Source organism: Pseudomonas sp. ZT5P21 (assembly GCF_054897785.1).
Window position 1 is genome coordinate 3,008,700 of sequence record NZ_CM142705.1, and the last position, 19,736, is coordinate 3,028,435.

Below are 19,736 nucleotides of genomic sequence, written 5' to 3' on the forward strand. Positions count from 1 at the left end.
GCAATGATCGCAGACCTATCGCGCCCTTCAGCTCAATTCGCCCTCGCGGATGAGTTTCTTGTTGATTTTACCGACGCTGGTCTTCGGGATCTCGGCAACGAATTTGAACTGTTTGGGGATTGCCCATTTGTTAATTCGTCCACGCTCGACATACGCTTGCAGGTGCGCTTCCAGGATTTTTCGATCCAGATAGTGACCTGTATTGCAGACCACTAGCGCCATGGGCCGTTCACCCCACTGCTCATCGGCGATACCTACGACCGCGACCGATTGAACAGACGCGTGTTCGCTGATCAGGTTTTCGAGGTCCAGAGAGCTGATCCACTCCCCTCCCGTCTTGATCACGTCCTTGATCCGATCCTTGATTTCCACGCCACCCAGCGGGTCGATTGAAGCCATGTCGCCGGTGTGTAGCCAGCCGTCCTGCCAAAGCTCTGCGCCCTTCTCGGGTTCCTGCAGATAGCCTTGGGTCAGCCAGGGTGCGCGCACGACGACTTCGCCGAGCGACTCACCGTCATGGGCAACGTCGTTGCCGTTGCCGTCGACGATTTTCAGGTCGACCATCGGCACCGGGGTTCCCGTCTTGATCCGGGTGGGTAACTGGTCTTGCATGGATTTTTGCAGCTCATCGCTGCGCAAATACGTCAGGCACAACAGCGGGCAGGTTTCCGACATGCCGTAACCGCTGTGCACTTGAATTCCTTTGGCGCTCGCTTCACTGGCGATACCCAAGGTCAGTGCGCTGCCGCCCAGCAGCATTTTCCAACCGTCAAAACGAACGTTCGCGGCTTCTTCGCAGTTCAGGATCATCTGCAGAATGGTCGGTACGCAGTGCGAGAAACTGATGTTCTCGTCCCGATAAAGCCTGACCAGGCTATTGGGCTCGTATCGACCGGGGTACACCTGTTTTACGCCCATCAGCGTGGCGACATAGGGCACGCCCCAGGCATGTACGTGAAACATCGGCGTGATCGGCATGTAGACGTCATCGGAACGCAACAGCGAAGCGCCCAGCGTTGCCGCAGCATTCAAGGTATGCAGGACCAATTGGCGATGGGTGAAGTACACCCCTTTCGGTGCTCCAGTCGTGCCAGTGGTGTAGAACAGGGTCGCCACCGAGTTTTCATCGAAGTCGGGGAAATCGTAATGGTCCGGGGCCTGCGAAAGCAGTTGCTCATATTCTCCCAGCACCGGCAGCGCTGTTGCAGTTGCCGTGTCATCGGTGAGTTGCAGGTAGCCTTTGACCGTTGTAAGTTGCCCCCGAATCTGTTCCAGCAGCGGCAGGAAATCGTCATGCACCAGGACCAGGTCATCCTCGGCATGGTTCATGGTGTAAAGCACCTGCTCCGTAGAGAGACGAATGTTTACGGTGTGCAACACCGCGCCGATCATCGGCACGGCGAAGAAACACTCCAGGTAGCGATGACTGTCCCAGTCCAGCAGTGCCACGGTATCCCCGGCCTTGACGCCGGCAGCGGTCAACGCGTTGGCCAGTTTGCGGATGCGCTGGTTGAGGGTCTGGTAGCTGTAGCGCAACTTGTCGGCATACACGATTTCCCTGCCCGGCTCGTAGCGCACGCCGGATAGCAGCAGGCGCTTGATCAGCAAGGGATAGGCATAGGCGTCTTCGGCAGGCGGAATTATTTTTGTCGCCATCATGGTTTGTTCCCGATTCTTTCATAACGGTGGCTCAGTTCCGCGAATCGCGGAATCTGGCGCTCAGAACTGCGTTGCATCCAGCTCGAACAGGCACTCGCTGCCAGCTCTGGCCGCCGCACTCAATGAATGAATCCGTGGCAACAGACGGGCAAAGTAAAAGCGTGCAGTGCCCAGTTTGCTGACGTAGAAATCATCCTCGGCCTGCTTGCCAAGCGCTGCTTTGGCCATGAGTGCCCACATGTAGGCATACGCGGTGTAGCCGAATACCTGCAGGTACTCGACCGACGCCGCGCCGATTTCCTGCGGGTTGTTCGCAGCGCGGTCCAGCAGCCAGGCGGTCAGCTCGTCGAGGGTATCCACGGCGGCATTCAGCGGTTTGGTGAACTCACCAAGGTCAACGCTGGCGTTGGCAGTGAAGTGACGGATTTGCGCGGCGAACAGGCGGTAAAGCGCCCCGCCGCTGCCGACGATCTTGCGCCCGGCCAGGTCCAGAGACTGGATGCCATTGGTGCCTTCGTAGATTTGCGTGATGCGCACATCGCGCACCAGTTGCTCCTGACCCCACTCACGAATGTAGCCGTGACCACCCAACACCTGCTGGCCATGCACCGTGGTTTCCAGGCCCATGTCGGTGAGAAACGCCTTGGCAACTGGCGTCAGCAGCGACACCAACTCCTGCGCGCGGCTGCGGGTTGCCGGGTCTGCGCTGTATTTGGCCGTATCCAGTTGCAGCGCGACGTAACTGGAGAACGCCCGGCCGCCTTCGTTCAAGGCCTTCATGGTTAACAGCATGCGTCGCACATCGGGGTGGACGATGATCGGATCGGCGGATCTGTTTTTGTCTTGTGGCCCCAACGCCGAACGGCTTTGCAGACGGTCTCGAGCGTAGGCCACTGCGTTCTGATACGAACGCTCGCCCAATGCCAGTCCCTGAATGCCTACGCCCAGGCGTTCGTAATTCATCATCGTGAACATGGCCGCAAGGCCCTTGTTCGGCGCATCGACGATCCAGCCGGTGGCCCCGTCGAAGTTCATCACGCAGGTGGCGGACGCCTTGATACCCATCTTGTGCTCGATGGAACCGCAGGACAGCGTGTTGCGCGCCCCTAGCGAGCCATCAGCGTTAACCAGCACCTTGGGCACCAGGAACAGTGAAATGCCCTTCGGACCGGCTGGGGCGCCCGGCAACCGTGCCAACACCAGATGAATGATGTTTTCAGTCAGGTCATGTTCGCCGCCGGTGATAAAAATCTTGCTGCCGCTGATCTTGTAGCTACCGTCAGCCTGGGGCTCGGCCCGGGTGCGGATCAGTCCCAGATCAGTACCGGCATGCGCTTCGGTCAGGCACATCGAACCGGTCCAGATGCCGGCGTACATGTTAGGCAGGTAGCGTTCCTTTAGCTCCTTGCTGGCGTGTGCGTTGATCGACAGGCACGCGCCGGCGGTCAGCATCGGGTACAGGCCGAACGACAAGCTGGAGCCGTTGACCATTTCCTCGACCTGCGCCGAAATAACCTTGGGCATGCCCATGCCACCGAACTGTGGATCCCCGCCGACGCCGACCCAGCCGCCTTCGGCGAACGCCTGGTAGGCCGAGGCAAATCCGTGCGGTGCCTCAACCACGCCGTTGTTCCAGGTGCAACCCTGTTCGTCGCTGCTGCGGTTCAGTGGCGCAATGACCCCGGCGCTGATCTTGCCGGCTTCCTCCAGGATCGCTGCAGCTGTTTCCTCATCGATCACGTCGGCCAGGCCAGGCAATGCCGACCACAGCCGTGACACCTCGAAAACTTCGTTGAGTACAAAGCGCATGTCGCGCAAAGGAGCGTTGTAAACAGACATAGTTGGCTTACTCGGAAAGGGTCAGAGTGTGAGGGACGCCCTGGCGTTGGGAGGTGTCGGTTTCATCGGTTTGCGCCACCGGGGTTTGCGCAACGGAGCGAGACTCCAGCGACGCCCCGCGCAGCAAGAAGTAAGAAAGGGCCGGAATCAAAATCAGCGCGCCCAGCATGTTCCACAGGAACATGAAGGTCAGCAGGATGCCCATGTCGGCCTGGAACTTGATCGGCGACCAGACCCAGCACACCACGCCCGCCGCCAAAGTGATGCCCACCAGCCCCACGACCCGGCCGGTGAACGCCACGGCGTTGCGGTAGGCCTGAGTCAACGGCAGCCCCTGGCGCTGGTAATGCAATTGCACACTGAGCAGGTACAACGCGTAATCGACGCCGATCCCCACTCCCAGTGCGATGACCGGCAGGGTCGCCACTTTCACGCCGATGCCCATGGCGACCATCAATGCCTCGCAGAGGATCGAAGTCAGGACCAGTGGCAACAGGGCCACCAAGGTGGCGCGCCAACTGCGGAACGTGATCAGGCAGAACACCGTCACCGCTGCATAGACATAAAACAGCATGGTGCGATTGGCATCGCGTACCACAATGTTGGTGGCTGCCTCGATCCCCGCCGACCCGGCCGCCAGCAGAAACTGGCGCTCGTCGCTGTTGTTCTCACGAGCGAATCGCTCGGCGATGCCCACCACCGCATCCAGGGTTTCGGCCTTGTGATCCTTGAGGAAAGTAATCACCGGCATCAGCGAGCAATCGGTGTTGAACAACTCCGGGGAATTGACCGAAGCCTGTTGCGCGGCATAGTTCAGCACGTCCTGGTTGCGCTGGATGCTGTTGAGCTTGGGATTGCCCTCATAAGACCCGGCCGTGATCTGGCGCACCGCGTTGACCAGCGAAGCCGTCGCTTGCACGCCCGGATACTGTTGCAGTTCCCAGGCCAGGCGGTCGGCGAGAATCAGCGTCTTGTAGTTCAGGCAGCCTTCGGGGGCGGTCTTGATCATCACTGCGAACAAGTCGCTGGATAGCGCGTAATGGCTGGTGATGTAGGCATTGTCACGGTTGTAGCGCGAATCGGCACGCAACTCCGGTGCACCGCTTTCCAGGTCGCCGATTTTCAAGTGCAGGCTGACCATGAAGCCGCCGATGCCCATCAGTAATGCAACCAGCAGGGCGACTGTGGCCCATTTGGCCGTGGTGAAACGGTCGAGTGCGTCCCACAGTCTGCCGAAACCCTTGTGCCGGTCCGCACGAGTGTCGATTTTCAGTGCGCGTTCGGCCGCCTTGGCGCCGACGCCGACGTAAGACAGCGCGACCGGCATCAGCAACAGCGAGGTAAAAATCAACACTGCCACGCCGATACTTGCGGTTATGGCGAGGTCGCGGATCACCGGAATGTCGATCAGCATCAGCACCGCGAACCCGACGGCATCGGCCAATAAAGCGGTGACACCGGCAATGAACAGACGGCGAAAGGTGTAGCGGGCGGCGACCAGCCTGTGGGTCCCGCGGGCGATGTCCTGCATGATCCCGTTCATTTTCTGCGCCGCGTGGGACACGCCGATGGCGAAGATCAGGAACGGCACCAGCACCGAATACGGGTCGATGGCATAACCCAGCCAGGCGACGATGCCGAGCTGCCAGACCACTGCGATCAGCGAGCAGCCGACCACCAGCAAGGTGCTGCGCACACAGCGGGTGTAGGCGTAAATGATGACCAAGGACGTGACCACCGCCAGGCCGAAGAACATCATCACCTGGATCAAGCCGTCAATCAGGTCGCCCATCAGTTTGGCGAACCCGATCACCCGGACCTTGTATGGGCCCTTGCCCTCCTCCCCGGCCTTGCGTGCGGCGCTGTCGCCGGCGAATTCGATCTTGTCGCGCAATTGCTCTTCGAGCACCTGCGAAAAGGCGTGGTAGTCGATGCGCTTGCCACTGACCGTGGCCTTGTCCAGCAGCGGCACGATCAGCATGCTCGACTTGAAGTCGCTGGCCACCAGGCTGCCTACGATGCCGGCGCGCGAGATGTTCTGGCGCAATTGCTCGATTTGTTCAGGCTTGCCCTGGTAGGTATCGGGCATCACCGGGCCGCCCTGAAAACCTTCCTCGGTGACTTCGGTCCAGCGTACCGCCGGGCTCCACAGCGACTTCATCCACGCACGGTCGACGCCTTCAGTGAGGAACAGGCGGTCATTGACCTGCTTAAGCACGTCGAGGTAACCGGGGTCGAAGATATCGCCCTGGGTGTTCTCCACCACTACCCGCACCGAGTTGCCCAGACCGCGCAGCGACTGGCGATTTTCCAGGAAATTCTTGATGTACGGCTGACTCTGCGGAATCATTTTTTCGAAGCTTGGGCGCAGTTCAAGGCGTGTCGCGGCCATGTAGCCCAACACGACGGTGGCCAGCGCCATCAGCAGCATGAACAGCGGGCGGTAGTTGAACACCAGCCGTTCCAGCACGTTGCCGGATTGGCGATCAAAGTCCCGCAGATCGCGGATTACCGGCATGGTTTCTTGTTTGGTATGGCCCATGTCTGGGTACTCGCTTTAAGGGTTCGATTGCTCATTCAACGGGCATCGTGCGCACACCACGGGCGCCAACGACCACCAACGCACCGCCGGTGGCGCGGGTGACGCCTGTCACCGGTACCGGTCCGATGTGCTGAACGAAGTGCATTTGCGCGCCGCTACCCTGGCTGACCAGCATCTGCCCGCCCTGGGTGAACAAGCGGTAATTGCCTTGGGCATCAATGATTCCGGCTGTGATGCTGACGTGCACACCGCTATTGAGTACCGCCCAACTGTTGCCGCCATCGGTACTGCGCAGCACATTGCCGCGCAGGCCGTAGACCAGCGTTTCGCCGGGCTTGCCGAGCACACCGAAGAAGCTACCCAGATAGGGTGTTTGCACCGCGGCGAATCGTTGCTGGTGTTCATCCCATTTGAGCAACAGGCCTTGCTCGCCGGCGATGTACAGCGCGTCGCCGGTTGAAGCGATGGCGTTGAGATGGAAGCCCTGCGGGTTTTCGGTGCGATCCTGAAAGGGTGTCCAGCTCAGCCCGCCGTCCTCGGTGCGCAGGATCAGGTTAAATACGCCGACCACATAGCCGACGCGGTCGTTGGCGAACCAGACATCAAGCAAGGGTTTGTCGGCGCCCTGCGCCGCCAGGCGTTCGCCTTCGGCGACCCATACGGGCCATTGCTGGTTGTCGGGCTCAGTGCTGGCCAACGCCTGGTAATGCTTGACCAGCAAGGCACCGATTTCGCGACCGTCCAGTTGCTTGCGCCAGGTCATGCCGGCGTCATTGCTGTGCAACACCACGCCATCGCCCCCCACCGCCCAACCTTGCGTCGGCGAAGGAAAGGTCACGGCATTGAGATCGGCGCTGACCGGCACCGCGGCCTGTTGCCAGTGCTTGCCGGTATCGTCGGAATAGAGAATGTGGCCACGCTGGCCGACAGCGATCAGGCGCTCGCCTGCGCGGGCCATGCCGGATAGCGGGCTGTTGACCGCCATGGCGCTGGCCTTGGCCGGAAGATCCAGCACGTCGACATAAGCGGACGCGTGGCTGAGGCTCTGCAACATTGCAAGCAGAGCGCCCAGCGCCAGCTGCAGGTAATTCTTGTACGAACACATACCGCGTCCTCTTCGCAAAACCGCGCCGGCACACACATCCGTATGCCCGACGTTGAAACCCCGCGTCCGCACCGATCGGCATTCACCGACCCTCATGCGGTCACGCTGCCTTGCAGCAGCGGACCGTACGGACGATTTTCTCGGTTTGTTTAGCGAATCCCGCTACCGGCCAGGGATTCCGCCGACCATTGCGCCTTGGAAAGCGGATCGATGTACTTGATGCCGCCGTAAGGCCCTACTACACCGTTGATGTTGTACGAGCCACCGACCAGGTCGTAGATCATGAAAGGCGTGGAGTCCGGGACCTGCTTGTCGTAGCTCTGGCTGAGGAAGGCGAAAGAGCCGCGGTACAGCTGACCACGGGCGTCGTACTGATCGGAGGCCACAGCGGTCCAGCTGTCTTCATCCAGATAGAAGCGGCGCTTCTGATAAATGTGGCGGGCGCCGGCCTTGAGGTTGCCCTCAACCACCCACACGCGGTGTTTTTCCCAGCGCACATAATCCGATGCCAGGTGATTGGCCGTGGTCAGTGACTTCGGATCCTGGGCGTAGGTCAGCTTGTAGGTGTTGTAGGGAATGATCATTTCCTGCTTGCCCACCAGCTTCCAGTCGTAGCGGTCCAGCGCACCGTTGAACACGAAGACATCGTCGTAGGTGCCCGCGCCGGCAGTGCCTGGGTTAGGCGTGTCGTATGCAAGATTCGGTGCCAGCTTGACCCGGCGTTGGCCAGGCAGGTACTGCCAGGCGCGGCGCGGTTGCTGCAGCGGGTTGGCGGCATCTTTGAGCATCACCGCTTCGCCGGCCCGACGTGCGGGGCCGGTGTAGGACAGTTTCATCTGGTAGTACACATCGTCGCTGCGGATCGGCTGTGCCAGGTTTTCGTAGATCGGATAGGAAATGTTCGCCTGACCGGTGATCGCCAGGCTCGGCACGCCAGCGGAGTCGACGTTCCACGAATCGTACTTGGAACTGATGTTGACGCCCTGATAACGCAGCAGGAAATTCCACATCGCCTCGTTGCCCGACTGCGGGATCGGAAATGGCACACCCGGCAGCACGTTGTCGATGGCCAATCCGCCTTCAAGGGACTTGGCGCCGGTGGCATTTTTCACGCCGTTGTCCAGCACGGCCTTGGGCAAAGTGACGGTACGGTGAGTCGGGTAGACGTTGACATGGAAGCTGGAGAAACGCTTGGCCAGTTCGACCGTGGTCGCGGTGAGCGCGCCTTTGTATTGGTCGACGTTCTTGCCGTCGATCACCAGCAGAGGTTTCTCGTCGGCAAAGGGATCCGGGCGCATGCTGTCGCCGGCCTTGAACGAGGCTGGTGGCGTGGTCAGGCCGCCGGAGTAGGCTGGAATCGAGCCATCAGCGTTCCCGGCTTTTTCAGCGCCGACGAGGGTCAGACTGGTACCCAGTTTTGCGGCTTCGTCCGCCGATACGGCAGCCTGCGCCTGAGCGGCGATGGCCATGGCCAGCGATGCGGCCAACACGGTTTGCATGAATTTCATCTTGTTATTCTCCTGCTTGCGCTGAGCAAGCCAGTGGTGAATCAAAAGGTGGTTTTCATCGTCAGGTAAACTGCGCCACGGTCCGCCGTGGTTGCCCCGCCACCTGAAAATGCCGAGTAACCACCGGCGTAACACGCGTAATTTTCGTTACCGCTAAACGCGTTTGGTGTGGAACCGTCGCCGCTGCCGGCATTGGCCGCGCCAGTGCTCGAACCGCTGACGTCGCACTTGTCGGTCTTGCCGAAAGAGTCCACGTACTTCAGATCGACGAAGTACTTGTTGTACACAACGGCGCCGATGCCCACGGCATAGTTGCCGGTGTTCTTGGCGCCACCACCGGAGACCGGCGATACGCCGTCGAGACCGACGTTCACAGACATCGGTGCGTTGAGATCGACGCCGGGGAACACCTGGTACCACGTCGGTGTGAAGTTGACTGCGATGCCCCAATTGTCACGGGTCGGTTGGTCAATGCCGCGATAGGTATCTTTGCCTTTATAGAGCGCCTCGTTCTTGCTATCGAGCTTGAGCAGATTGCTGTAGTACAGCTCTGCCAGAAGACTCGCGGAATCGAAAACCGGGGTTTTCGGCAGGGTCATCAAACCGTTGAGCGTCCAGTGCAACGTGTCACCGGTGGCGCTCATGCTGTCGCCCTTTTCCGGGGTGTCGTAGATTACGCCCGTCGCGGCCGTGCGGGCCGGCAACAGTCCGAGGCCCGCGCCCAGGCCCCTCGGCCCGGTGGAGCTGACAATCGCCGGAATGCTGGCCAGCGGCATGTTGTGACGAATGTTCAGGTCGGAGCCCACGCTCACGCCGCCGACATCCTTGGACAGGCTCAAGCCGAAGATCTGAATGTTGTCGGCGTAGGCCAGTTGATAGGTGCTGGTGCTCAACGAGTTGAGGGTGTTGACGACAGGCGCTATCGGCCCGACCGGTGCGGTTCCGTTCGGGTTAGCCGACGTCAGACCGGTGGCGTTAAGCCAGGCTTGCGGCAGAATTTCCGAGGTGTTGCGGTAATAAACGCCGAGAGTGCCGTCCAGCCAGGCTGGCGACCACTTGGCCATGACGCCCCAGTCGCCGCGTTTGTCCGGCGTCAGGTCATGCCCCCGGCGCACGTTGGTCAGCCCGTTGCACGGCGCCAGACCACAACCCAGGGGGCTGCCCGGAACCACCGCGTTGGTGTTGCCGAGCAGGAACGACTGCGCACCGAAACCGACCAGGTCGGAACCGCCATAGTACGTGCCGGCTTCCGGCAGGCGGGCCGCATCCCAATCAAGGAAATATTGGGCGCCCACCGTCAACTCGGGATTGACGGTGAACGACATCGATAGCTGGTTGCGCGGTACGAACAGCTCCTTCGCTTCAGTGCCGGGCGACGCCGCCAGTTTGGCCAGGTCGAGGCCGGACTGGCCATAGCTTGTTGAATGCACAGGGTTGAGAAGCGTCTCGCCCCAGAACACGTTGTGCTGACCGGCCTTGACGCTCAGCAGCGACTCCTCGCCCACTTCGGTGCTGTAGAACACGAAGGCATCAAGGATTTCGCCAGAGGGACCGGTGTAGTAACGCTGCGCGTAATTGCTCAGGTGCGGGCTGCCATTGCCGACGTTGTCACGTGTAACCCCGGCAAGACGCGGATCGTTGGCGACCAGGCCCGAGCGGGCGCCATTTCCGTTGACGAACGGGTTGGAATTGGAGCCGGTGTTTTCATACGCCTTGTCATACCAACTGGCGCCACTGACTCGAAAACCCATGTGGTTCTGGTAGACCACATCCAGCTCGGTCAACAGGTCGATACGGTTGGTGATGTTGGTGCCGGCCTTGCGAAAGTTGTAGTCACCGTCGTTGTTATTCGGTGTTCCCAACATGCGCTTGTCGGCGCTTTCAGTGCGCACACCGTAGTTGTACTTGACGGTGTTATCCAGGCGAACGGTCCAGTCCGGGCTGCCGGTGTCGATTTCTACCGCATGGGCAACTGGCATGCTTGCAGCCAGAATGCCCATCGCCAACAAGCTGTAAGGCGATGGTGCAAACCCGTGACGCTTAGTGTTGTGCATTGCGTTGTCTCCGCCTTTTTGTATTTGTTTTAAGCGCAGCTGCCCTCACGCAACTCCTTGTTCCAGGAGATTGCGTCTTTCAGGTTTGAGGGCAAATGCCGGCAGGCTTGCGCCAGCCGACGCCTGAACTAGCGATCCAGCTCGAGAATGAGGGCTTCGGCTTGCGGCCAATGCCCATAACCTGCTGCTGGATTGAGGTGACCTACTTCGCCCAGATTGAGCAGTTCGCTACCCCAGCCTTGCGACATGCGCGTCACGGCGTCGAGGCTGGCGAGGTGATCGTTGGTGCTGCCGGCCACCAGACTGCGAAACGGCAGCGGGCCAGTTGGTAGAGGGGCCCAACCGTTAGTCCGCAGGGACTCGGCGGACGGGTAGCCTTGCGGCCATTGCGCATCGAGATCCGGCGGCGCGGCCAGCAGCGCACCCTTGATCGGATGACGGTGCTTCGCCGCCCAGTGCGCGACCATCAACACACCGGCACTGTGGGCGACCAGAATCACCGGGCCGTCGATCTGCGCAAGTTCGTGCTGGATCGCCTCGACCCGCTTGCTGCAGTCGAGTTTGTCTGTTTCCAGCGGCGGCACACTGCGTACCTTGCAAAGTCTGGCTTCAAGCAACGTTTGCCAATGCTCGGCAACGTGCTCGCGCAGGCCCGGTACGATCAGAACGGTTGCGGCAGTTTGCAGTTTGTCCACTTCAACACCTTCGCTTTCACGCTGACTCGGCTGACTCGGTGGTCAGCGCTTCTTGTAGGACTGACATTAAAGAGCGACCACCCCAGGCGCTTTTCATTGGACGTCATGCACTTTTCTTTTGATGACAAAGTGGCGGGCGTCGCCGGTACGCGACCGTTGGTCAAAAAATGCCACAGGTGCTTTGCAGGCCGCTGTAATCAATGGATGCGCGTCGACTGACGCGTCCGAGAGCGATTATTCCGGGTTGCGCAGGGCGACTGTCGACGATGACGTCGCAACTGTTCAATTGATGAAGTGCTGGATATAGTCGCCACGCTCATTTCCACCGCAACCGGCCCAGGAAAGACCTTCGCATGACCAAGCTTGTTCGCGCCGCCGTCTTGACCAATTACCTGGAGGTCACGCAATACCTGTCGTTCAACCCGCGGGATTTACTGGAAGCCGTCGGCCTGAGCAAGGCCCAGCTGCAAGCTCCTGAACACCGCATTCCCATCGATTCCGCCGTGCGGCTGCTGGAAGATTCGGCCGTCGCCAGCGGCTGCCAGACCTTCGGCTTGAGCATGGCCGAGTCGCGCCAGCTTTCGGACTTCGGCGTGGTCAGCCTGCTGCTCAGCCACCAGCGAACCCTGCGTGAAGCCTTGCAAGTCGTGGTGAACTACCGGCACCTGATGAACGATTCGCTGGCCATCTTCATTGAAGAGGCCGGCAAGATGGTGATCATTCGCGAAGAGGTGGTCACTGAAACGCCCATGCCTTGCCGGCAAGCCAACGAGTTGGCCATCGGCGTGATGTTCCGCCTGTGCGCGGCCCTGCTCGGTTCACACTGGCACCCGTACAGCGTCAACTTCACCCACCAGCCCCCGGACAACCTGCAACTTCACCGTCGCCTGTTCGGCTGCACGCTGGAGTTCGGCAGTGAGTTCAACGGCATTGTCTGTTCCGATGCCAGCCTCGACATGACCAACCCCCATGCCGATCCGGCAATGGCGCGCTATGCCCAGAGTTACCTCGACTCGTTGCTGAGTCATGAAGGGTCGTCGATGTTGTTTGAGGTGCGTAAAGCCATTTACTTGCTGCTGCCCATGGGCCGCGCCACCATCGAGCAGATCGCCCAGAGCCAGGGCATGAACGTCCGGACCCTGCAGCGCCGCCTCAAGGACGACGGCTGTGCCTTCAACGACCTGATCAACGACGTGCGCCGCGACCTGGTGTTGCGCTACCTGGATAACCCGAACTACTCGCTGGGCCGGATCGCCGACATGCTCGGCTATTCCATGGCCAGCTCCTTCACCCGCTGGTTCATCACCCAGTTCGGCATGCCCCCCGCGGCCTGGCGCGCCGCGCAGAAACAGCCCAGGGCGCCGACGCCACCGACCGCCCTGCCCGACCCTGCCGAGCCCTGAGACGACGGAGCGACGCACATCTCTGGTGGGAGCGGGCTTGCTCGCGAAGGCGTCAGGTCCGCCGACAGCTGTGCTGGATCTGCCGGCCTCTTCGCGGGCAAGCCCGCTTCCACAGGGTTTCGTGTTGTTTTCAGCCTTTTGTGTACTCCACAAGAAAAAAAACGGCGACTGCTGGTACAGTCGCCGCGAAAGAACCGGTACTTGTCACACCGGTCGACAGCCCCATTACGCCGAGGAGGCAACGTGATGCGGCCCTGCCACTCAAGCCCCCCAGTGCAGCAACAACAGCACCAGCACGACCAGGAATATCGTTTCCCCAACCATCAACAAAATCGGTTTGATGCCCACTGAGGCCAGCTCTTTGAGCTGGGTTTTCATGCCCAGGGCGCTGATCGACACCACCAGGCACCAGCGAGACAGCTCATTCACCGAACCTTGCACCACCGGCGCCACCCATCCGGTGCTGTTGATACAGGCCAGCAGCAGAAAACCGACGGCGAACCACGGCAGCAACGGCGGACGTTTGCCGGTGGGATCGGCGCCCTGCATGCGAGTGATCATCGCGGCAGTGACGATTACCGGCAGCAACATGGCGACGCGCATCAGTTTGACCACGGTCGCCGTATCGCCGGCCTCGGTCGACATGCTGTAACCGGCGCCGACTACCTGGGCAACATCGTGGATGGTGGCCCCGAGGAACACGCCGGCCACTTGCGGCGACAGCGACAACCCGTTGGCAATCATCGGATAGAGGATCATCGCCAGGGTCGACAGCGCGGACACGCCGATCACCGTAAACAGCGTGGCTCGTTCCTTCTGCGGATGGTTGGGCAATGCCGCCGCCAGCGCGAGGGCCGCCGATGCACCGCAGATCGCCGTCGCGCCACCGGTGAGCATGCCGAACAGACGCTGGAACCCCAGCGCCTTGGCCGCGACCACCGACACGCTGATGGTCACCACCACCAGAATCACCACCAGTGCTACCGGCTTCCAACCCAGCGCTGCCATTTGTTCGAGGGTGATGCGCATGCCCAGCAGTGCCACACCGACACGCAACACACTGCGCGCGGTGAACTCAATGCCGGCCTTGCAAGGGCCGTCACCGGACAGAAAATTCAGCGCCATACCCAGCAATAAGGCGAACAACATGACGGGTGCACCGTAGTGCTCGGACAGAAAAGAGGCCGCCGCCGCAACGATCAGGCTGACGATAAAGCCCGGCGCCAGTTCGCGCGCGCGGCTGTGGATACGGGTCAGGGCAATGGCGCTCATGGTGCGGGCTCCTCGCAGACAATGATGAACACCTGGCCGTCGACGACTTCAACCGGGTAAGTGGCGACTTTGACCTGAGTGGAATTGAGCAGGCAGCCGCTGCGCAGATCGAAACGCAGACCATGGGCGCAGCATTGAATCACCCGCCCCTCAAGTCGACCGCCACACAGCGAGGCGCCCTGATGCGGGCAACTGTCGTCGATGGCGTACAGGTCACCTTCGACGTTGAACAACGCCAGGCTCTTGCCGTCGAATTCGAACAGCGAACGGCTTCCGACCTGCGGGTGTTTTCCGGCAGGCACACAGACACGCAAGTTCATGAGGATTGCCGCTCGCCGGCACGTTCAAGCAAGGCTTCGTACATGACGCCAAACAGCGCTTCGGGAGGCTGCGCGCCCACCACCGTCACGCGCCGGTCGAACTGAAAACAGGGCACGCCGGTGACAGCTCCGAGGCTGCCGACAAAAGGCTCGCCGTTTCCGTACAGACAGTCAGCCACGAAGCCGGCCTCGAAGCCGCACGATTCGGCGATGGCGATCAATGTTTCACGATTTCCCAGATCCTCTCCGTGGTGGAAATACGCGGCGAACAGGCGTTCGAGTAACGCGTCACGCTGCCGGGAATTGCCCAGTACACTGACCCGCTCCAACAGGCGATGGGCATCGGCGGTATTGGGCATCGTCGCAATTCGCCCGAAGTCGATGGTCTCACCCACCGCCAACGCAGCCTGCCTCACCTGAGACTGGCGCATCTGTACAGCGTCGGCACTGCCCAGCCGCTTGCGATAGAACTCGGCGAAGGGCTCTCCCTGTACGGGCAACTGAGGCAACAACTGCACCCCGTTCCATGTCGTTATGAATTCCACGCCAGGCTGGTGGGAGCGTAACAACTCTTGCGCGCGCTCCAGCTGGCGTTTTCCGATCAGGCACCAGGGGCAGATGAAATCGAAAAATACATCGATACGTAAACGACCACTCACAACTTCACCTCTACTGCGGATTCGGCCACCGGTCCATTGACCTGCTCGCCCCTGAACCGGGCAATGTCCTTGTGGTAATGGCACTTGGCATAAAAGAACACCGCCGCCGCCCCGATACTGACCAGGGGCACCAACTGGAAGGCGGCGTGCAAGCCGATCACATCAGAGACCCTGCCGGTGATGAACGGCCCAGGCGCCAACCCGAGTATGTTGTTGGCCAAGGTCAGGGTGGCGAACGCGGTGCCGTGGACCGAATAGTGGGTCAAATTGGCAACCATCGCCCCGGCCGGTCCAGTGGTGCCGGCGGCAATCAGCATGCCCAGGCCGATCAAGGCCAGTTGCAGAGGCCCCGCTTGCAAGGCAAACGCCGCCGACAACAACAGGCAACTGCCGAGGCAAAAAGCGATCGCCAGCGCGACCTTGCGCTGAGGCGAATGACGACACAGGCGGTCGCTGAGCATCCCGCACAGAATCATCCCCGCACCGCTGCACAGCACGATAATCGCTGCAACACCGCCAGCCTTGTCCGTCGCCATCTCGTAATATCGGTTGAGGTAGCTGGGCATCCATACAATCACGGTGCCACCGACGAACAGTTGCAGACCGCTGCCGATGTAAGTGGCGATGACTGAAGGGCTGGACCACAACGTGCGTAACGGACGCTTGACCGCTGCAACCGCCTTGTCCGCGATGCGTTTGGGAGCGATGCGCGCTTCCTTGACGATGATCGGGTACAGCATCGCCAGCACGAGACCAAACAGCGACATTCCGGCAAACGACCAGCGCCAGCCTAACTTGACGGCGATGGCCCCACCCAATGCCATGCCCAACACCGAACCGAACATGCCGCCCGCCATGAAGGCGCTGGCCAGCGTGGCCCGTAGATGTTTGGGGAACACCGAAATGACCACGGCGATGCCGACACTGCCATACGCGGCTTCGCCGACGCCGACCATGAACCGGGCAATGAACATCTGTTGATAATCCTGCGCCAGCGCACAGCCCAGAGTAGCCAGACTCCACAACGCCGCCATCAACGCCAGGCTCTTGACCCGCCCGAAACGGTCCGCCAGCAGCGACAGTGGAAAGGTCAGCAGGCCCACCATCAGGGCAACGATGCCGCTGAGCAGGCCGAGTTGACTGTCACTCAGCAACCACTCGCTCTTTAGCAGGGGGAACACGGCGTTCAGCACCTGGCGCGACATGTAATCCGAGATCAACAGGCCGAACGTCAGTGCGAAGACGATCCAGGCATACGGGCGTGCAACAGCGACGACACCGTCGTCATTGTCTGCGGCAATCGGGTGAAAGGCCATTCAGCCTCCTCAAAGCTTTGTTTTATTGTTGTTATCAAGCGTGTTGCGGTTCAGCGAACGAGAGGTCACGGCCTCTCGTTCCGTCTACCGGTCAGCCGCGTTGCGGCACGCCTTTCTGCCCGGTCTTGCGGTTGGGGGCCATGCCGTTGGCCAGTAGGGTTTCTTCGATGCTTTGGTACTGCACACCGATGCGGTAGATCTCACGGGCTTCCTTGCCGCTGGCAATTTCACGACCCAGTTCGTGGGCGACGCGCACGGTTTGTTCGATCTGCTGCACGGAGCTGAACCGCTTGCCCTTGTGATCAATAATAGTGTCTTCAATGCCCACGCGCGGATGCATCCCCATGGCCATTGCCATGGTGTTGAACGGCAGTACGTTTTTCAGCAGCGACTCGGCGGTCAGGGTGCAACCGTCTGGCGCGCGGTGAATGAAATTGAAGAAGTTGAACGGATTGGGGCCGTCGAAACCACCGCCGATGCCGATCCAGGTCAGGTTCAGTGGTCCCATGTAAATGCCCTTGCGCACCAGACGCTCGAGGGTTTCCATGGCGTGCATGCCGGTCAGCTGGAAATGCGGTTGTACGCCAGCGGCGGTCAGGCGACGCAAGTGCTCCGCAACCCAGGCCGGGCCCGCTGGCACGGTCATCTCGCTGTAAGCCGCCTGATACAGCGGGTTCGCCAGGGATGTGCCTTCCAGGTATTCCGGATAGAGCAATTCCATGATGTTCATCTGGGTGGTGTTAATCGCCACGGTCACCTGATCCGGTTTCGGCGTCAGATCCGCCAACATGTGGCGCGTGTCGTCCGACAGCCACTTCGCGGCTTCGCCATCGCTTTCAGGGGCGAAGGAAATCGAACCGCCAACCTGAATGATCATGTCCGGCACGGCTTCACGCACACCAGCGATCAGTTCGTTGAACTTGGACAGGCGCTTGGAGCCCTTGCCGTCCAGTTCACGCACGTGCAGGTGCAGGACAGTGGCCCCGGCTTCATAGCAATCGACCGCTTTCTGCACCTGCTCGTCCATGGTCAGTGGGATGTCTTCGGGAAAGTCTTCCGGCATCCATTCCGGGCCATACGGGGCTGCGGTAATGACCACTTTTTCCATGTTTTCCGGGTGCAGGGAATCGTCAAAAAATTGCATGAGTTACTCCGGTTCTTATGATTGTCCGCCCACCCGGGAATGCGCCGGGAGGACGTGTCTACGAGTTCGAATGCAGAAAGGGGCGATCAGAACGTCTTGTCGCCGATGATCCCGGCACGTTCCATCTTGCGATGGCACGGCGGGTAATCCATGACGGCGTAATGCTGCGTACTGCGGTTGTCCCAGATGGCGATGCTGTTCGGCTTCCAGCGCCAGCGCACCTGGTACTCGGGGATGTACGCCTGGCTGACCAGATACCGCAGCAACTCGCTCGCGCCAGGGTTGGCGTCCTGGCCGAAGCGCACTCGATCAGGGGTGTGGTAGTTGCTGAAATGGGTCGTGAAGGCATTGACGAACAGCACTTTTTCCCCGGTTTCCGGGTGAGTGCGCACCACCGGGTGCTCGGCATCCGGGTACATCGCCTTGAGCGCCAGGCGTTTCTCGATCGGCATCGCCGCGCCGAAGCTCGCTTCGATGCTGTGGCGGGCGCGCAGGTCGGCAATTTTCACTTTCACGTCATCCGGCAACTGCGCATACGCCTCGACCATGTTGGCCCACATGGTGTCACCCCCCACTGGTGGGCACTCCACGCAACGCAGCACGCAACCCATCGGCGGCGCCTCCCGCCAAGTCGCGTCGGTGTGCCAGGCGTTTTCGTAGCGGTCCATCGGCTGGTCCGGGTTCTTGTAAATGCGCACCAGCCCCGGATGGTCCGGATCGCTGCCGGCCACCGGATGGTCCTCCAGCTCGCCGAAGCGATGGGCGAAAGCCACGTGCTCGGCGCGGGTAAGGTTCTGGTCGCGCAGGAACACCACCCGATGCTTGAGCAACTGAGCACGAATCTCGGCGAAAAGACCGTCGTCGTGGACCGCATCGGCGAGGTTCACACCGATCAGTTCCGCGCCAATGTTGCAGGTCAATTGTTCGACTTTCATGGCGAGCAACTCCCTTAAATGACGAAAATCGACGAGCCTGTGGTCTTGCGTGACTCCAGGTCGCGATGGGCCTGCACGGCATCTTGCAAGGCGTAATACTGGTTGATTTCAATCTTGATCCGGCCACTGCCGACGTGGTCGAACAACTCGCCGGCCAGGGCGGCTTTTTCCGCCGGATCGGCGATGTAGTCGGCCAGCGCCGGGCGGGTCAGGAACAACGAACCCTTCATCGCCAGCATCACCGGATCGAAGGCCGGAATCGGTCCGGAGGCCGTGCCGACGCACACCATCAGGCCGCGACGCTTGAGCGAATCCAGCGAACCCGCGAAGGTGTTTTTGCCGACACTGTCGAACACTACGTTGACGCCCACACCGTCAGTCAACTCGCGCACGCGCTGGGCGACATCTTCGTGGCTGTAGTTGATGACATGATCGCAGCCATGGGCCTTGGCGATTTCGCCCTTGACCTCGGTGGACACGGTGCCAATGACGTTCAGGCCGAGCAATTTGGCCCATTGCGAAACGATCAGGCCGACACCGCCGGCGGCAGCGTGCAGCAGGATGCTGTCGCCGGCCTTGAAGTCGTAGATGCGGCGCATAAGGTACGACGAGGTCAGGCCGCGCATGGTCATGGCCGCGGCTGTCTCGAAACTGATGGTTTCCGGCAACTTGATCAGCGGCGCGGCCGGGACCAGGCGCTCGGTGCTGTAAGCACCCAAAGTATTTAGGAAGCCGGTGTAGGTGACGCGATCTCCCACTTGTACGTTGGTCACGCCCTCGCCGATGGCCTGCACCACGCCGGACGCTTCAACGCCCATGCCGTTGGGCATCGGTATCGGGTAGGTGCCGTTGCGAAAGTAGGTGTCGGCATAGTTCAGGCCAACGGCCACATGACGAAGACGAACCTGGCCCGGACCGGGTTCGCCGACTTCGACCTCTTCATAACGAAGTACATCGGGACCACCGGTTTCATAGAAGCGTACGGCTTTGGCCATTTTTGTTATTCCCCAGTCTGCATTATTGGCGAGCTGCGTCGAATTGCGCTGATTGGACTGTAGGACGGCCTATGGCGAACCGCTTCTCATCAGACGACAATGCCTTTTCATTTCGTGACAGCGGCCGTGGTTAGCGTTGCGCGAAAAATGAAACTACGCTTCTGATCGGACGACCGTGACGGAGCGTAGGGATGGGCGTAAAAACATTCGTTGTCAGGCTGCACGTGAGCGTGCCGATTGCAGTTCTGTTGGGTCTCTCGAGCCTCCTGGGGGGCTGTGGAAAAGAGCCT

At 60.6% G+C, this 19,736-nt stretch carries 15 protein-coding genes; 1 reads left to right on the forward strand and 14 read right to left on the reverse strand.

Annotated features, from left to right (window positions below; translation table 11 throughout):
• Nucleotides 1–27 precede the first annotated feature (27 nt).
• From ACYZT9_RS14160 to ACYZT9_RS14190, 7 genes are all read right to left on the reverse strand, one after another.
• Nucleotides 28–1,659, reverse strand: coding sequence for a fatty acid--CoA ligase (locus ACYZT9_RS14160; RefSeq protein ID WP_462006062.1), 1,632 nt, complete (start codon nt 1,657–1,659; stop codon nt 28–30).
• A 60-nt stretch (nt 1,660–1,719) separates the two neighbouring features.
• Nucleotides 1,720–3,498 (reverse strand): acyl-CoA dehydrogenase C-terminal domain-containing protein, encoded by a 1,779-nt coding sequence (locus ACYZT9_RS14165; RefSeq protein ID WP_462006063.1) that lies wholly within the window; start codon nt 3,496–3,498, stop codon nt 1,720–1,722.
• Between the two features lie 7 nt (nt 3,499–3,505).
• The gene (locus ACYZT9_RS14170; RefSeq protein WP_462006064.1) at nt 3,506–6,040 is read right to left on the reverse strand and encodes an efflux RND transporter permease subunit; all 2,535 of its coding nucleotides are present in this window, start codon (nt 6,038–6,040) and stop codon (nt 3,506–3,508) included.
• A gap of 31 nt (nt 6,041–6,071) precedes the next feature.
• The gene (locus tag ACYZT9_RS14175; RefSeq protein WP_462006065.1) at nt 6,072–7,145 is read right to left on the reverse strand and encodes a WD40/YVTN/BNR-like repeat-containing protein; all 1,074 of its coding nucleotides are present in this window, start codon (nt 7,143–7,145) and stop codon (nt 6,072–6,074) included.
• Between the two features lie 149 nt (nt 7,146–7,294).
• Nucleotides 7,295–8,653, reverse strand: a complete 1,359-nt coding sequence (locus ACYZT9_RS14180) for a DUF1329 domain-containing protein (protein WP_462006066.1) — start codon at nt 8,651–8,653, stop codon at nt 7,295–7,297.
• Nucleotides 8,654–8,694: 41 nt separating this feature from the next.
• The gene (locus ACYZT9_RS14185) at nt 8,695–10,707 is read right to left on the reverse strand and encodes a DUF1302 domain-containing protein (protein WP_462006067.1); all 2,013 of its coding nucleotides are present in this window, start codon (nt 10,705–10,707) and stop codon (nt 8,695–8,697) included.
• 128 nt (nt 10,708–10,835) lie between these two features.
• On the reverse strand, nt 10,836–11,402 hold the full coding sequence (locus tag ACYZT9_RS14190; RefSeq protein WP_462006068.1) for an RBBP9/YdeN family alpha/beta hydrolase: 567 nt from the start codon (nt 11,400–11,402) through the stop codon (nt 10,836–10,838).
• A 353-nt stretch (nt 11,403–11,755) separates the two neighbouring features.
• On the opposite strand from ACYZT9_RS14190, the gene ACYZT9_RS14195 reads away from it, so the two are divergent.
• Entirely contained in the window at nt 11,756–12,805 is a 1,050-nt protein-coding gene (locus ACYZT9_RS14195) for an AraC family transcriptional regulator (protein ID WP_462006069.1), read from the forward strand.
• Nucleotides 12,806–13,066: 261 nt separating this feature from the next.
• Here ACYZT9_RS14195 and ACYZT9_RS14200 read toward each other — a convergent pair whose 3' ends face one another.
• The 7 genes from ACYZT9_RS14200 to ACYZT9_RS14230 all read right to left on the reverse strand — a co-directional run bounded on the left by ACYZT9_RS14200 (nt 13,067) and on the right by ACYZT9_RS14230 (nt 19,446).
• Nucleotides 13,067–14,077: a YeiH family protein gene (locus ACYZT9_RS14200; protein ID WP_462006070.1), complete on the reverse strand. Its 1,011-nt coding sequence runs from the start codon at nt 14,075–14,077 to the stop codon at nt 13,067–13,069.
• Complete coding sequence (locus ACYZT9_RS14205; RefSeq protein WP_462006071.1) at nt 14,074–14,397, reverse strand: Rieske (2Fe-2S) protein; 324 nt, start codon at nt 14,395–14,397, stop codon at nt 14,074–14,076. Before ACYZT9_RS14205 ends, ACYZT9_RS14200 begins: the two co-directional genes overlap by 4 nt.
• A complete protein-coding gene (locus ACYZT9_RS14210; protein WP_462006072.1) occupies nt 14,394–15,056 on the reverse strand; it encodes a DsbA family oxidoreductase in 663 nt (220 codons plus the stop codon). Before ACYZT9_RS14210 ends, ACYZT9_RS14205 begins: the two co-directional genes overlap by 4 nt.
• The gene (locus ACYZT9_RS14215; RefSeq protein ID WP_462006073.1) at nt 15,053–16,372 is read right to left on the reverse strand and encodes an MFS transporter; all 1,320 of its coding nucleotides are present in this window, start codon (nt 16,370–16,372) and stop codon (nt 15,053–15,055) included. Before ACYZT9_RS14215 ends, ACYZT9_RS14210 begins: the two co-directional genes overlap by 4 nt.
• A gap of 91 nt (nt 16,373–16,463) precedes the next feature.
• Nucleotides 16,464–17,516 (reverse strand): beta-keto acid cleavage family enzyme, encoded by a 1,053-nt coding sequence (locus tag ACYZT9_RS14220; RefSeq protein WP_462006074.1) that lies wholly within the window; start codon nt 17,514–17,516, stop codon nt 16,464–16,466.
• A gap of 86 nt (nt 17,517–17,602) precedes the next feature.
• Nucleotides 17,603–18,451: a TauD/TfdA dioxygenase family protein gene (locus tag ACYZT9_RS14225; RefSeq protein WP_462006075.1), complete on the reverse strand. Its 849-nt coding sequence runs from the start codon at nt 18,449–18,451 to the stop codon at nt 17,603–17,605.
• 14 nt (nt 18,452–18,465) lie between these two features.
• Entirely contained in the window at nt 18,466–19,446 is a 981-nt protein-coding gene (locus ACYZT9_RS14230) for a quinone oxidoreductase family protein (RefSeq protein WP_462006076.1), read from the reverse strand.
• Nucleotides 19,447–19,736: the final 290 nt, after the last annotated feature.